This is a genomic window from Hymenobacter tenuis (assembly GCF_054780495.1).
In genome coordinates this window covers 669,409-683,505 of record NZ_BAAGWF010000004.1, presented here as the reverse complement: position 1 = coordinate 683,505, position 14,097 = coordinate 669,409, and the positions used below count along the sequence as shown (strand labels likewise).

At 57.8% G+C, this 14,097-nt stretch carries 9 protein-coding genes; 6 read left to right on the top strand and 3 right to left on the bottom strand.

All coding sequences use genetic code 11. From position 1 onward, the window contains the following. The 6 genes from ACYVGU_RS16465 to ACYVGU_RS16440 form a co-directional block, all read left to right on the top strand. The coding region (locus ACYVGU_RS16465) for a T9SS type B sorting domain-containing protein (protein ID WP_460622956.1) at window positions 1-1,682 on the top strand (1,682 nt) is incomplete at its 5' end. 88 nt (window positions 1,683-1,770) lie between these two features. After that, the gene (locus ACYVGU_RS16460) at window positions 1,771-5,673 is read left to right on the top strand and encodes a DUF7948 domain-containing protein (protein WP_460622955.1); all 3,903 of its coding nucleotides are present in this window, start codon (window positions 1,771-1,773) and stop codon (window positions 5,671-5,673) included. 113 nt (window positions 5,674-5,786) lie between these two features. Further along, the gene (locus tag ACYVGU_RS16455) at window positions 5,787-6,260 is read left to right on the top strand and encodes a ribosome maturation factor RimP (protein WP_460613724.1); all 474 of its coding nucleotides are present in this window, start codon (window positions 5,787-5,789) and stop codon (window positions 6,258-6,260) included. Window positions 6,261-6,356: 96 nt separating this feature from the next. Further along, entirely contained in the window at window positions 6,357-7,643 is a 1,287-nt protein-coding gene (nusA, locus tag ACYVGU_RS16450) for a transcription termination/antitermination protein NusA (RefSeq protein ID WP_460613723.1), read from the top strand. 124 nt (window positions 7,644-7,767) lie between these two features. After that, a complete protein-coding gene (infB, locus tag ACYVGU_RS16445; RefSeq protein WP_460622954.1) occupies window positions 7,768-10,902 on the top strand; it encodes a translation initiation factor IF-2 in 3,135 nt (1,044 codons plus the stop codon). 199 nt (window positions 10,903-11,101) lie between these two features. Then, the gene (locus ACYVGU_RS16440; protein ID WP_460622953.1) at window positions 11,102-11,713 is read left to right on the top strand and encodes a hypothetical protein; all 612 of its coding nucleotides are present in this window, start codon (window positions 11,102-11,104) and stop codon (window positions 11,711-11,713) included. A 108-nt stretch (window positions 11,714-11,821) separates the two neighbouring features. Here ACYVGU_RS16440 and ACYVGU_RS16435 read toward each other — a convergent pair whose 3' ends face one another. The 3 genes from ACYVGU_RS16435 to mscL all read right to left on the bottom strand — a co-directional run bounded on the left by ACYVGU_RS16435 (window position 11,822) and on the right by mscL (window position 13,904). Continuing rightward, the gene (locus ACYVGU_RS16435; protein WP_460622952.1) at window positions 11,822-12,286 is read right to left on the bottom strand and encodes a hypothetical protein; all 465 of its coding nucleotides are present in this window, start codon (window positions 12,284-12,286) and stop codon (window positions 11,822-11,824) included. A 109-nt stretch (window positions 12,287-12,395) separates the two neighbouring features. Then, complete coding sequence (locus ACYVGU_RS16430) at window positions 12,396-13,397, bottom strand: DUF3078 domain-containing protein (RefSeq protein WP_460622951.1); 1,002 nt, start codon at window positions 13,395-13,397, stop codon at window positions 12,396-12,398. Between the two features lie 84 nt (window positions 13,398-13,481). Then, window positions 13,482-13,904: an MscL family protein gene (mscL, locus tag ACYVGU_RS16425; protein ID WP_460622950.1), complete on the bottom strand. Its 423-nt coding sequence runs from the start codon at window positions 13,902-13,904 to the stop codon at window positions 13,482-13,484. Window positions 13,905-14,097 lie beyond the last annotated feature (193 nt).

Sequence of the window (14,097 nt, the reverse complement as noted above, 5' to 3'; positions counted from 1 at the left end):
ATCAGTTTATTCACAAGCTGTCGTCCGCCCTTGATAGAGGCGTTTACAGCACCACGTTCGGCTCCACGCAGCCCGGCTTCGACATATCTCCCACGGCTTTTCTGGTTGATGATTGTGAGCGGGTATACGTGAGCGGCTGGGGCGGCAGCACCAATGCCACCTATGCCGGCGGCAGCACCAAGCTGCTGGAAACCACCGCCGACGCCCTGCAAAAAACAACCGATGGCAACGACTTTTACTTGGCGCAGTTCCGCCCCGGCCTCACGGGCCTCGAGTACGCTACGTTCTTCGGGCAGGCGGGCGGCACCGGCGAGCACGTGGACGGCGGCACCTCCCGCTTTGATAAGCGGGGCGTAGTGTACCAGGCCGTATGCGGCGGTTGCCGCGGCACACAGGGTTTTCCGGTGCCGGCCGGCGCCAACTACTACAACACGCGCAATGGCAGCACCAACTGCAACAATGCGGCCTTTGCCATCAACTTCGGTATTACAGTAGCCGACCCCGGCCCCACCCGCTACGTGTGCCTGACCAACGGCCCGGTTACGCTCGGCGGACAGCCTAGTGGCGGCACCTGGACCGGCCCCGGCGTCACGCGCCAGACCAACGGTTCTTATCAGTTTATGCCTTCTGCTGACCTAGTAGGCCGCAACGTGCTGCTGTACACCGTAACCACCACCGGTACCTGCCAGAGCACCCGCCCGCTCCGCATGATTGTGACGCCAGAGCTGCCCGTCACGATTTCGCCCGTGCCGCCTATGTGCGCCGATGGCGCGGCCGTAACGCTGGAAGTCAGCCCGGCGGGCGGCACCTGGAGCCCGGTCAAAGGCCTTTCCGGCAACGTGTTTAATCCGCAGCAGGCGGGCCCGGGCACCTACACACTACAGTATTCTTACTCCGATTCGTTGGGCTGTGGCACCGCTACCCGCGTTTTAACTGTAAGCCCGCTGCCCCAGCCGAATGCCGGGCCTACCCTTACCTTTTGCGCCTACGAAACCAAAGCCCTGCAGCTGACTGGCGCCAGCCCAGCCGGCGGTACCTGGAGCGGCCCTGGCGTAACGCCCGACGGCCTGTTTACCCCACCCGATACCAACCTGCGCGGGGGCATATTTACGCTTCGCTACACCGTAGAAGTGAATGGCTGCACCGCTTCGGCCACCCGCCGCATTGTAGTCACGCCGTCCCCTACCGTCAATTTTCCGCTGAACATACCGGAGTGCTCAACTGCACCGCAATACACGGGCCTGGCCCCCTTCACAGTCAACTTCGAGCCAGTGCTAACCGGCGGCACCTATGAGTGGGATTTTGGCGATGGTAGCCCCATCTCCAAAGAAGAACGCCCAACGCACCTCTACACCGCAGCCGGCACCTTCAATGTGAAGCTCACAGCCCGCTACTCCGATTGTACCGTGGAAACCAGTTTTGCGCCGGTCATAGTGGGGGATGTATTTGTCCCGAACATCATCACGCCTAACCTCGACACCAAGAATGATACGTTTGTGCCGCGCTTCAGCTGCCGGCCGGCTTCTCTGCGCATCTTCTCGCGCTGGGGCAATAAGGTGTACGAAACCGATAACTACCGCAACGACTGGCAGGCCGATAATCTGCCGGCGGGCACCTACTATTACCACCTGAAAGATGCCGACGGGCGCACGGCCAAAGGCTGGCTTACGGTGCAGCGCTAAATTGTGCGTTGGCCCCGCCAACTTGGGCTAAAGAGGAGGCAGATAACGCGTAGCTTTGCGAAACTACCCGTTATCTGCCTCTTGCTATATGAAGCAACTCTACTTGTTTTTATGTCTGTTGTGTGCGGTTCAAGTGTCCGCCAGGGCTAGTAGCCCAACCCCCTCAGATAAGCAATTAGAATTTATTGAAAACCGTGGCCAGTGGCCCGCTCCCGTACTTTTTTCTGCCGATGTTCCGGGCGGCCGCCTGTTTCTGGAGCCTACTGGCCTGACCTACGCACTAACGGCCGGCGTTCCGCACGCGCATGGTGCCGAGGCTCGTGCTACTAGCCCTGCTCCGGCCCCCAACCGCCCCGTACCCGCACACGCCTTCCGGGTTGAGTTTGTAGGCGCTGCCGCCGGGCCCGTAGTAACCGCCACAGAGCCCACGCAGGAAGTGCGCAACTACCTGCGCGGCAACGACCCCAAGCGCTGGGCACATGCGGTGCCTAGCTTCCGCCGGGTGCGCTACCAGCACATATGGCCGGGCATCAGTGCGCAGCTCTATGAAAACCAGCAGCAGCAGCTGGAATACGACTTCGAGCTGGCTCCCGAAGCCAATGCGGCGGCCATTCGGCTGCGCTACCGTGGCGCCGAGAGCATGCGGCTTACTTCTGAAGGTACCCTAGAGATTCGCACGTCCGTGGGTTTGGTGAAAGAGCTAGCCCCAAAAGCCTGGCAAACCGATGCCAATGGCAAGCGCCAGCCCGTACCCTGCGCCTATGTGCTGGAGGGCCAGCAGGTGCAGTTCCGCCTCGGCCGCTATGACCACCGCCGCGCCCTTACCATCGACCCGACCGTGGTGTTTTCCTCGTTCACAGGCTCTACCGCCGATAACTGGGGCTTCACGGCCACCTATGATCAGGAAGGCAACCTCTACACGGGCGGCATTGTGTTTGGGGTGGGGTATCCGGCCAGCGTAGGCGCCTACAACGAAACGTACCAGGGTGGTGTTGATATCGCCCTCATTAAGTACCGCACCACGGCTACCGGCCCAGCTGCCCGCGTGTGGGCCACGTACCTGGGCGGCAGCAGTGCTGAGTTTCCGCAAAGCTTGGTGGTTAACAGCCGCAATGAGTTGCTGATTCTGGCCACTACTGGTTCCAGCAACTTCCCCACCACGCCCGGCGCTATTGATGCCAGTTTCAATGGAGGCTACGCGGTGAACCCGTTTTCGCACCCGGCCACGCGCATGGATAATGGCTCCGACCTGGCCGTAACGCGCCTCAGCGCCGATGGCTCTCGGTTGATTGGCTCTACCTACCTAGGCGGCGGGGGCAATGAGGGTCTCCTCGTATCGAATAGTGTGTTTAAGCTGATTCAAAACTACGGCGACCAGCTGCGGGGCGACATTTTGGTGGACAGCCGCGACAACGTCTACATCGCCTCGAACTCACCTTCCGGCGACTTCCCAGTTCGCAATAATTTTCAGCCCTTCATAGCTGGCCAGAACGGTGTAGTCTGCAAGCTTAGCCCCAGCCTTGACCAGCTTACCTGGGGTAGCCACTTGGGCGGTAACCAACCCGATGCAGCGTACTCGCTCCAGCTAGATGCCAGCGGCCGCGTGTATGTAGCCGGCGGCACTACCAGCCCCGATTTTCCAACTACCCCGGGCAGCGTAACGCCTGCGCAGCATGAGGGAACCGACGGCTTTATTGTGCGCATTAGCGCCGATGGCTCGGTGCTGGAAAAAGCGGCGGTGCTGGGTACGCTGGCTTACGACCAAGCGTATTTTGTGCAGCTGGATAAGGCAGGCAGCGTGTATGTGCTTGGCCAGACCCTAGGCAACTACCCGACAATAGGCGGCCGCTACGGCGTCGAGAATGGGCGACAGTTTATTCACAAGCTGAACGCCGACCTGAGCGTAACAGAATTTGCTACCACCTTCGGCAGCGGTGAACCCTGGATTGACATTTCCCCCACGGCCTTTCTGGTAGACCAATGCGAGCGGATTTACGTGGCGGGCTGGGGCGGCGGCAATAACGTAGGCTACGGCAACGGCAACGTGCGCAAGCTCCCGACCACCGCTAACGCCACACAGCGCACCACCGATGGCAGCGACTTTTACCTGATGCAGCTTTCCAGCGGCGCCTGGAGCCTAGATTATGCCACCTTCTTTGGGGGCAATGGCCAAGACCACGTAGATGGCGGCACCTCTCGCTTTGATCCGCGAGGCGCCGTGTACCAGGCGGTGTGCGGCGGTTGCGGCGGCTCCAGTAGCTGGCCCATTCCGCCTGGCGCAGGGTACTACTCTACCGTCAATAACAGCACCAACTGCAACAACGCCGCCTTCAAATACAACTTTGAAACCGTGAACGTACTAGCCGGCACCGACCGGGATGTATGCGTGGCCGCCGCGCCTGTAAAGCTCACCGGCAGCCCACTTGGGGGCGTGTGGGCCGGGCCCGGTGTATCGGGCTCCGTAGCGGCTGGCTACGTTTTCACGCCTACCGCAGCGTTACTAGGCCCCCAAAACCTAACGTATACCGTCACCGGCATTGGGCCCTGCGGAGGCGTTTCTGACTTGCGCCTGACGGTAGTACCGGCTCCTAGCGTAGCGTTTACCGAGCCCGCTCAAACCAACTTCTGCCTGAACCCTGGGCCGCCGCAGCCTCCTGTTCTGCTAGTCGCCTCAATTGCGGGCGGTACTTTCTCTGGCCCAGGCGTGAGGGATGGCGCGTTTTCTCCTTCGGAGGCCGGCCCCGGGACGCACACGCTGGTATATACAGTAGATGCGGCCGGATGTCAGCTCCAGACGACGCTCAAGGTTACCGTAACGCAGGCCGATGCGGGTCCTGACTTCACTGTGTGCACCGGTACTGCCCCCCGCAAGTTGGTGGGCATCCCGGCGGGCGGGTTCTGGTCGGGCCCAGGCGTTTCCAGCAACCTGACAACTGACTTTGTGTTCACGCCGACGACCAATCTCATTGGCTACCACACGCTGCTTTACACTATTACTTTGCCTAGTGGCTGCTCCAGCACCAGCGCGGTAAACGTGAGCGTACAGCCGACACCCACCTTTACAGCTCCTGTCCTTCCCCCTTACTGTACCGATACCAACACTCCCGTACCATTGCCCAAAGGAGCAATCTGGGGCGGCCCCGGCGTAAATGGGCCTGTTGGCAGTGTGTTTACCTTTACACCGGCCCTAGCCGGCCCTGGCACCCATACCCTAAACTACCGCACTGGCTTCGGCCTGTGTGATATTGCGGGCACTGTTTCCGTGAAAGTGGGGCTCCCGCTAACGGTAAACGCCGGCCCCGATACTACCCTCTGCCCGGGCACGAGGCAGCCGTTTCAGGTAAGAGCCAGCCCGGCTGGTGGTATCTGGAGTGGCCCTAATGTCAGCCCAAGCGGGGTGTTTACGCCGCCTGCTAACTTTACCGGCTCCGTAACCCTTACCTATACTATACCCAATGCCTGCGTGACCACCAGCACCCGGCAAGTAAGCGTGGCGCTGGTTCCTACTACCGCTCCTATCTGGACACCTGCCGGCTGCCCTGAAAATCGTTTGGCTCCGCTTACACTTACCTTCTCAGGAGGGGCTAGTACCACCACCTGGGATTTTGGCGACGGAACTCCTCCGGTTACGGGCGCTACTACCACCCATACGTATGCCCAACCTGGCGCCTACCAGCCCCGCCTCGTTACAGCCTACAACGAGGGGCGCTGTACGGAGGCGCAGGCCTTGCCTACGGTTGCGGTTGTTCCGTCCGTCCTGCCCCCCAATATCATCACTCCGAACGGCGACCCAAAAAATGAATTTTTCGTGGTGAGTACCGCCTGTCCTTCCCAAATCCAAATCTACTCGCGCTGGGGAGCCAAGGTATTTGAGGCGGCTCAGTACCAAAACAACTGGAACGGAGCAGGCCTTCCGGGCGGAGTTTATTACTACCTGCTGCGGGCTACCGATGGCACCACCCTGAAAGGCTGGCTTACCGTACAGCGGTAGCGCAACAGGGCTTGCTTTCGGGCAGTAATTGTATTATCTTTGCACCAGCAAACTAGAAGACAATGAGAGGGGACGGACAGTCCCCTCTTTCTTTTATCACCCTTGTCCTACCTATGAAACTTGACCGCGCCCGCCTTTCGGAGCTACTCCAAGACAGCCTGCCCACCGACGGCGGCCTGTTTGTAGTAGACCTGACTGTTTCTGACGCTATTCGCCCTAAAGTTACCGTCACACTCGACGGTGAAGAGGGGGTTGGCATTGATGAATGCGCGCAGGTTAGCCGCCGATTGGCGCGCCGGGTGGATGAGGAGTACGGGGAGGACGCCAGTTACACGCTGGAGGTGACTTCGCCAGGCGCCGATCAGCCCCTGCGCGACCCGCGCCAGTACACCCGCCACGTGGGCCGCAACCTGAGCCTCAAGCTCACAGACGGCACCGAAAAAACCGGCACTCTGGAAGCAACTGAAGCCGAAGGCATTCAGTTGACGGAAATAGTGAAGGAGAAAAGCAAGACCAAGACCCTCCCCACCGCTTTCGTTGCTTTTGCTGCTATCAGCGAAGCTAAAGTGGTGATTTCGTTTAAATAACTAGCTGAGCGCTGTGGGTAAGGCACTACCCCAAATGAGCCTTTCATTTGCCTCCCTACCTCACACTCATCAACCGATAATCAACAGCAAATCAGTATGAACAGCAACGTCCTGATTGAATCATTTGCCGAATTCGCCCGGTCGAAGAACATCGACCGCCCCACGATGATGAGCATCCTGGAGGAGGTATTCCGCACCATGATTCGGAAGAAGTACGACGATGATTCGAACTTCGACGTCATCCTGAACGTCGATAAGGGCGACCTGGAAATCTGGCGTAACCGCGAAATCGTTGACGACAACTCCGAGGACATCTGGGATTTCGACAAGATTCCGCTGTCAGAGGCGCAGAAAATTGAGCCGGACTTTGAGATTGGTGAGCAGGTAGCTGAAGAAGTAAAACTCGAGGACTTTGGTCGTCGGGCAGTGCTAATGGCCCGTCAGACGCTGATTCAGCGGGTGAAAGACCTGGAGCGCGACAACCTCTACCAGGCTTATAAAGACCAGGTAGGCGAAATCGTGGTAGGCGAAGTGTACCAGGTGTGGGGCCGCGAAGCCCTTATCCTGGACAAGGACGAAAACGAGCTAGTATTGCCTAAGGGCGAGCAAATCCCGAAGGATCGTTACCGTAAAGGGGACACCATCCGGGCCGTTGTGCACCGCGTAGATGTGCTGAACGGCACGCCTAAAATCATCCTTTCCCGTGCGGCGCCCGCTTTCTTGGAGCGCCTCATGGAGCAGGAAGTGCCTGAAATCTTCGATGGCCTTATCACCATCAAGAACATTGTGCGCGAACCAGGCGAGCGGGCCAAAGTAGCTGTTGAAAGCTTCGATGACCGTATCGATCCGGTAGGCGCCTGCGTAGGCATGAAAGGCTCTCGTATCCACGCAGTGGTGCGCGAGTTGGAAAACGAAAACATCGACATCATCAACTACACCGACAACTTGGAGCTGTACATTGCTCGGGCCTTGTCGCCGGCGAAGATTACGTCGATGAAAATAAACGAACAAACTGGCCGGGTTTCCGTGTTCTTAAAGCCTGACCAGGTATCACTGGCCATCGGACGGGGCGGCGCGAACATCAAGCTGGCCTCGCGGTTAGTGGGCATGGAAATCGACGTCTTCCGGGATGCCGGCGACTTCGAGGAAGATATTGCTCTGGACGAGTTCCAGGACGAAATCGAAGGCTGGATCCTGGACGAGCTGAAGAAAATCGGCCTTGACACCGGGCGTTCCGTACTTGCTGTCAGCAAAGAAGACATCGTTCGTCGGACGGAACTGGAAGAAGAAACTGTGGAAGAACTCTTCCGTGTGATCAACCAGGAGTTCGAAGACAGCGAAGAACAGAACGACGAAGCACCAAATTCCGGCGGCGCGCAATGAGTGCGCGGCGGCCGGTACGGCAAGGGCGTTAAAATCAGGCCGGGTGGCTTGATTTTGACCCCGCCCGGCAAGATTTAATGTAGTACCTTTGCAACTGAATAAGAGTATCGTTCGCGAGCATAGAATGGCGGAAGCAGCAACCAAACGGCTGAATCAGGCGGCCAAAGACCTGAACGTTGGCCTTTCCACAATTGTGGATTTTCTAACGGGAAAAGGGCATGTCATCGAAAATAAACCGACGACGAAGCTAACGTCTGAGCAGGTATCCCTGCTCGAGAAGGCGTTTGCGTCGTCGGCGCAGGATAAGATGGAAGCCGCAAAACTCAGTCAGGCCAAGCGCCAGAGTGAGTTAGACGCAGCCGCAGCACAAGCTGCTCAGGCACGTAGTGTCGAGGCTGCGCCCAAACCCGTGGCTGCTGCGCCCGCTCCGGCTCCCAAGCCGGCTGCTCCGCAACCCGCTGCCCCGGCCCCTCAGCCTGCTCCGGCAGCTGAAGCACCCAAGCCTGCCCCCGCGCCTGCTCCTGTTGAGGAACCGGCACGCGTGCCTGGCTTGAAAGTGATGGGCAAAATCGAGCTTGACTCGAAAGGCCGTCCGGTTCCGCCCCGCCCCGCTGCTGCAGCGCCGCAACCAGCCAAGCCTGCTCCACAGCCGGCCCCGGTAGTAGAAGCGCCAAAGCCCGCTCAGGCTCCCGTAGCTGAAGCACCAAAAACAGAAGCTAAACCAGCTCCCGAAGTGCCTAAGGCAGCTCCAGCACCGGTAGCAGAAACTCCTAAGCCAGCACCTGCTCCGGCGGTTGCAGCTCCGGCACCTGCTGTTCCGGCTCCCGTTGCTGAAGCGCCAAAAGCGCCTGCGCCTGTTGCTTCGGCTCCGGCCCCTAGTGTTCCTGTTCCTGCCAGCCCAGCTCCGGAAGCTCCCGTTGCCGCTTCTCCTGAGGCACAAGCGGAGGAAGGAACCATCGTAGCTAAAGCCGATCAGCTGAAAGGCCTGACGGTGCTAGGCAAAATTGAACTTCCCCTCGACTCGTCGCGGCGTGGAGGAGGAGGCCGCGGGGCTCGCCCGGTGGCTTCATCTGATGTACGCAAGAGCGGTTTGAACCCGGCTGATAAGAAGAAGCGCCAGCGCATCCCGATGGGAGGCCCCGGCGCTCCTGGTCAGCAAGGTGGAGGACAAGGTGCTCCTGGCCAGCAAGGTGGTGGTAACCGCCCAAGCGGTGGACAGGGTGGCCCAGGTGGCAACCGTCCGACCAGCCCAGCTGGCAACCGTCCAGGTGGTGGTCAGGGTGGCAATAGCCGTCCGGGCCAGAACCAAGGTGGTGGCAACCGTCAGCCGGCTCCAGCCCTTACGCCTGAGCAAAACGACAAGCAAATTCAGGAGCAGATCAAAGCCACGCTGGCAAAACTCAGTGGTGGCCGCGGTCAGCAGCAGAACCGTGCTAAATATCGCCGTGACAAGCGTAACACCGCCGCCGAAGACCGTGAGGCCATGCGCGCCCAGAATGAACTGGACGCCAAGACCCTCAAGGTTACGGAGTTCATCTCGGCCAACGACCTAGCGTCGTTCATGGATGTCTCGGTTAACGAGGTAATTAAGGTGTGCCTGAACATGGGCATGTTCGTATCCATCAACCAGCGCCTCGACGCCGAAGCCATCACCGTAATTGCGGATGAGTTTGGCTTTGATATCGAATTCCTGAGCGCAGAGGAAGAAGATACGACCATCGTAATTGAAGACAACGAGGAAGACTTGCAGCCCCGTGCTCCTATCGTGACTATCATGGGTCACGTTGACCACGGTAAGACTTCGCTGCTTGACTATATTCGGAATGCCAGCGTAGCGAAAGGCGAAGCCGGGGGTATTACCCAGCACATCGGCGCCTACGACGTAATGACGAAATCTGGTAAGCGTGTCACCTTCCTGGATACACCGGGTCACGAAGCATTTACCGCTATGCGTGCCCGTGGTGCCAAGGTGACGGACATTGCCATCATTGTGGTAGCAGCCGACGACTCGGTGATGCCGCAGACGAAGGAAGCCATCAATCACGCGCAGGCAGCCGGTGTTCCGATTGTTATTGCGCTCAACAAGATTGATAAGCCCGGCGCTAACCCCGACAAAGTGCGGGAAGAGCTATCGGCCATCAATGTGCTGGTGGAAGAATGGGGTGGTAAGTACCAGAGCCAGGAAGTATCGGCTAAAACGGGTCTCGGTATCGATGATCTGTTGGAGAAGGTATTGCTGGAAGCAGAAATTCTGGAACTGACTGCCAACCCCGACCGCAACGCGGTAGGTACCGTTATTGAAGCCTCGCTGGACAAAGGCCGTGGCTACGTAACTACGGTACTGGTGCAAACCGGCACAATGCAGGTAGGCGACATGGTACTGGCAGGCCCGCACTTTGGGCGTGTAAAGGCCATGACCGACCACCGCGGTAAAAAGATGAAGAAAGCCGGCCCGGCTACTCCAGTTCAGGTTCTTGGCCTGACCGGTGCCCCCCAGGCTGGTGACAAGATTCAGGTGATGGAGACGGAGCGCGAAGCCCGCGAACTGGCCACCCAGCGCCAGCAGCTGGCTCGTGAGCAGAGCTTGCGCACCAAAAAGCACATTACCCTCGACGAAATTGGTCGCCGTCTGGCTATCGGTTCGTTTAAGGAGCTCAACGTTATCGTGAAAGGTGACGTGGACGGCTCGGTGGAAGCACTGGCCGACTCCCTGTTGAAGTTGAGCACGCCGGAAGTGGCCGTGAACATCCTTAACAAAGGCGTGGGTGCTATTTCGGAATCCGACGTGTTGCTGGCATCCGCCTCCGACGCTATCATCATCGGCTTCCAGGTACGTCCTTCGCTGAGTGCCCGCAAGTTGGCTGAGCAGGAGCAGATTGATATTCGCCTCTACTCTATCATTTACAACGCCATTAATGAGGTTAAGGATGCCATGGAAGGCATGCTGGCCCCAACGGTGAAGGAAGTGGTAGTAGCCAACGCCGAGATTCGTCAGGTGTTCAACATCACCAAAGTGGGCACTATTGCCGGCTGTATGGTGACGGACGGTACCTTTACTCGGAAAACCAAAGTTCGTTTGGTGCGCAACGGTATCGTGGTGTACTCAGGCGAGATTCAGGACCTCAAGCGCTACAAAGACGATGTGTCGGAAGTACGTCAGGGTTACGAATGCGGTATTTCGCTGAAGAACTTCAACGATCTGCGCGAAGGCGACAACATCGAAGGTTTCGAAGAGCAGGAAGTGAAGCGGACGCTGTAAGCAAACGCTTTGAAGCATATAGTAGCCTAGCGGGCCCCGACTTTCACCGGTCGGGGCCCGTTGTGTTTTCCGGCCGTTGCGCACCTGTTACTACCTTGTACTTCGGGCTGAAGTGCCACCTAGGGATAGGTCTGCTGTATCATTTTGGGCCTAGCCTGCGTTGCTGCCTTGCGTGTAGCTTCTGCTTTTCTACTTTCCTATGAAAAAAACCAGTGCCTTTGTTCTGCTTTCGGCTTTGCTGACAACCTCTGCCCTAGCGCAGGTAAAATCACCTATTCCCTTGGGCACACCGGTGGCGCCGGGCGTTTTGTTTCGGCAGGGCACCACGGCCGTCAATCTGGGGCTGGGGCTGGGCACCGGATACGGGTTCGGCAACTCTCTAGAGTCAAGCCCCGCCGTCAGCCTTTCGGCGGAAAAAGGCCTAGTAGAAGGTATTGGACCGGGCGTGATTGGAGTGGGCGGCCTAATTGGCTACAAAAGTTACCACTATGACTACGCTGGCACCTCCGACAAAGCCCGCTGGACCAACGTCATTGTATTAGCCAGAGGCACCTATCACTATGATTTGCTGGAAGTAAGCAAGCTCGATACGTACGCGGGAGTGAGCCTCGGATTCCGGGTGGAGTCGTTTAAGAACCCGCAGAACGACGAGGCGCTCAAGCAACGCTACAACGAATCGTATGGCGGCTTGCGTTTTGAACGAGGCATTTTCCTAGGTGCCCGCTACTTCGTAACTGATGGTATTGGGGCGTTTGCTGAAGCCGGCTACGATATGACCTACCTTAAGTTTGGCCTCACGGCCAGCTTTTAACTTCCGGGAGGTTACGGAGCCTAGGAGGCCTAGTACCTTCTGCCTGTACTGCCAACAAAAAAGCCCCGACACGCTGTGCCGGGGCTTTTTTGTTGGGGAGCTGTTCTACTAAAGAAACAGGAAGTGTTTCTTCTTATTATGGTTTAGCGGCTTGCCCTTGGGCTCGGCGTAGCCAGAGGCGCGCGTTTGACCGCGCTTCTGACGGGCAGTCCCGACGCCTTTCTCTTTGAACTTACGCACCGTGAATCCGCCGGAGCCTTTCTCGAACTGCCGGGCCGGGCCGGCGGCGCGCCCAAAGCTGGTGTTGCCGGTGTTCATGCCCGAGCGAGCCTCTAGAACTTCCAATTGCTGGTCGCGCTTAGCTTCGTCGGGGTTCATGCTCATGCGCTGCTGCATGCGGGCAATATCCGAGGCCGAAGACTTACGCTTTTTCCGGGCGCCTTCTTCTGTAGGTCGCGGAGCCTGCCCTATCACATCGGTGCGGGTAGTGCTGGCAGTACTTTGGGCCATAGCAGCAGGAGCAGCCAGTAGGCCGGCAGCGGCAACTAGCAGGGCAGAAAGCAACGTCTTCATAGAGCAGGAAAGAGGGGAAAAGCAGCCCCCACTAACGTACATCCGGGATGTAGCGTTGCGGTAGGTTGTTGCGCCTAACGGGCAGTGAGTAAAGTTAGTTCAAATCAAGTTAAAACTTGTAGGTCAGGCCAATACCCAAGGTTTCTTTAAACTGAATGCGCCGCCCTCGCTCTTCGGGAGTACCATCTTCGTCGCAGTCAATCGGCACCAAAATATCGTCGTCGTACACCAGATTAGTGGTTACACTGGCACTAATAAACTTATTGACCTTGAAATCAACCAGGTTTTCCCAGTTCACATCCACGTTTTGGGGGTTGTGAAAGTAGTTGCTGAACAGCTCCAGCCTAGTAGCATACGTAACGTTGGTGCCGAGCTGGCGACGGTAGCGAGCATTCAGGTACGCACCTACTTCTTCGCGCAACCGCTCGCCGGTACCTGGAATCGGCACTTCATCAGGACCGAGGCCGGCCGGGCGCACCCCAAAGGCCCCCGCATCGGCCAGTTGCTGATCGGCTACTACCGTAAACTTGCCAGTAAGGGGCGACAAAAGCAGGGAGAAGTCAGCACTAGGCTTGTATTCGATACCAACTGAAGCCAGAATGAAGGCCGGCGCAAAAAACCGCGACAAGAGCGAATCGGGTTTTTCCAGGGATTTGGTGGGAGTAAGCTGCGTTTTCAGGTTGACTTGGGCGGCATACGAGAACTTCTCGCTGAATTGGCGGCCGTAGCGGCCATTTATTTCCAGCCGGTCGTCGTTTTTGCGCATCCTGGACTTGCCCGGCTTGAGCAGGCCGTACACTAGGTTGCCCGAGAGGTCAAAGGTGTGCTCAGGGCCGCGGTAGTGCAGATACAGGTTACCGACCGCCAGCAGAGAAAGCGAGCTTTGGCCACCCGGCGACCAGTTGCTCAGGCTTACCTGGCTGAAGTTGAGCGTACCGGCCCCACCGCGTCGCCACCCCTGCGCCGTATCTACCTCAGCCGATATTTTGTAGGTAGGCTGTGGCACCGGCGGCCGATACGGAACGGGGCTTTGAGCCAGGGCACTTGGAGCCAGTAATGCTCCTAGCAGCCCACAGAGTACGGCGGCTGCTCGCACGTAAATTTTAGTCATAGAAAGCCGAATGGTTGAATACAAAAAACCGGCCTTCACTCCGGTAATGGAGCAAAGGCCGGTCAAAAGTAAGCAGGAGATTGGCTAGGCTCGGTTGCGCAGGGCGTCCCGAATTTCCATCAGCAGTACTTGGTCTTTGGTGGGGCCGGGGTCGGCTACAATAACTTCCTGCGGCTTTTTAAAGCGGTTGGCCAGTTTCACAATCCAGAAGATAGCAAAGGCCATGAGCAGAAACGTGATAACCGCATTCAGAAACAAGCCATAATTGATAGTGCCGGCGCCAGCTTTTTTGGCTTCTTCCAGCGTCTTGTAGGTGGTACCGTCCAGAGCCAGAAACCAGTCTTTAAAATCCATACCGCCCGTGAACACGCTCAGGATGGGCATCAGGATATCGTCCGTCAACGATGAGACAATCTTGCCGAAAGCGCCACCGATAATAACGCCAACGGCCAGATCGAGCACATTGCCCTTTGAGATAAACTCTTTGAACTCGGAAACAAAGCCCATAATGATGGAATAGAGGTTGAAATGGGAGGTACTGTTCAGGTAAATATATAAATTTTCGAATCTGATGCGAAGGTTGCGGGAAGAAACCGGACACGCAGCGGTTATGGCTTCCCGATGACCTAGTGCGTTGAGTAACTGAGCGTAATCATTAGGCTGCCAAAACAGCGCATCGGCAGTTAAACCGGACCGGCTA